Origin of the sequence: Prevotella sp. P5-64 (assembly GCF_002251285.1) — a bacterium.
Lineage (GTDB): Bacteria > Bacteroidota > Bacteroidia > Bacteroidales > Bacteroidaceae > Prevotella.
In genome coordinates this window covers 1-1,566 of sequence record NZ_NPJK01000008.1, presented here as the reverse complement: position 1 = coordinate 1,566, position 1,566 = coordinate 1, and the positions used below count along the sequence as shown (strand labels likewise).

Annotated in this window: 1 protein-coding gene and 1 pseudogene; one reads left to right on the top strand and one right to left on the bottom strand. The window is 39.7% G+C overall.

All coding sequences use genetic code 11. The features are described 5' to 3' along the window. Positions 1–175: 175 nt before the first annotated feature. A pseudogene (locus tag CIK87_RS01880) lies at positions 176–817 on the top strand (IS982 family transposase); the annotation flags it as partial. Between the two features lie 12 nt (positions 818–829). Here the strand turns inward: CIK87_RS01880 and CIK87_RS01875 are convergent. After that, the coding region (locus CIK87_RS01875; RefSeq protein ID WP_144008070.1) for a transposase at positions 830–1,566 on the bottom strand (737 nt) is incomplete at its 5' end.

The window sequence follows — 1,566 nt, the reverse complement described above, 5'->3', positions numbered from 1 at the left end:
TTATTTACAAACTTTATGTCACAGTTTCGCATCGGAGTATATTCTTTTTTTCGTGGTAAAGTTAGTAAATATTTATAAATCAAGCATATACAAAGCTGTTTTTCTAATGGCGGTCATTAGAAAATGACAAGAAACTTTTTCTAATGACCGATTTGGGTTAAAGGATACTATAGTTATGGAGATTACCAAGGACAAAATTACAGAAATTTTCTGTATTATCGATGAGTTTTGTCAAGAATATGATAAAGAAATTGCACGCATGTCCATTTGTGAGCCGGACGGGCGTAAGCACCGCAATCGTACATGGACTATGAGTCGCTCGGAAATTATGACAATACTCATCTGTTTTCATTTCAACACTTTCCGCAACTTTAAGCATTATTACCTCTTCTATGTCAAGATGCACTTGTGCGACTTGTTCCCCAAGCAGCTCTCATATAATCGCTTTGTTGAACTCGAATCAAGAGTCTCGGTTGAAATGATGCTGTTCCTTCAACTGTTTTGCTTTGGTAGATGCACGGGTATAAGTTTCATTGACAGCACATGCATTCCCGTATGCCACAACAAGCGCATAACAAGGAACAAGGTATTCCGTGGTTATGCAGAAAGAGGTAAGAGTACCATGGGATGGTATTTCGGTTTCAAGTTGCACCTGATATGTAATGAGAGAGGTGAACTGCTTAACTTTATGCTTACGAAAGCGAATGTTGACGATAGAAATATAGATGTGTTTAACAGATTGAGTGATAATGTGTTCGGAAAATTATTCGCAGACAAAGGATATATTTCACAGGGCTTGTTTGAGAGATTGTTTAACCCAAATCGGTCATTAGGATTTCTCTGTGTCGTACGGCAAAGAGAAATCCTTTAATTTTTCCCATATAGATAAGAATGATTGTCGTGTTTTTAGTGATCTAGCCAAATATAGGATGTGCTTGTCTTTTGTTTTTCCCAGATAGGCTGGCGTCGATATCAACTCGTATCGGATAGTCTTCAGAAATTTCTTCTTGTTGGAATTGATCAGCGCATGTCTGAACAACGACATAAAGTTATATGCCATAACAATGAAATTCCCACATGCCTCTGTTGCCCAGAAGTTATTTGTGACAAAGTCATCGATGGAGAAATCATTCTTCAATTCTTTTATCCTATTCTCAGAATCCGCTCTTCCGCGATATGAGTCATATACAATCTTGGCCGGCAGGTCAAGGTCTGTTACAAAGCAGCTGTATCGGTATTTTCCGAAATCCTGCTCATCCTCAAAAAGCTCCAGTTGCTTGATTTGCTTTCCTGCAGCTTTGGGGCGCTTGTCTATTTCTTGCCTGACCATCACAATGCGTCTAGGCTTCTCCCAACCGTTTGCCTGATAGATGGTTTCGGATATTTCCAATCCGTCTGTTAGCTCTATCCATTTGCGTTCATGGGTGAGACTGTACTTTATACGATTGTTGAAACGGCAGGCAATGATATAGTGTAACCCTTTCATTTCCAGATAGTCAAGTATTTCCTTCGCAAAGAAACCGCTATCCATGCGGACCAGCCCGACACGTTTGCCCTCAAGTTTTG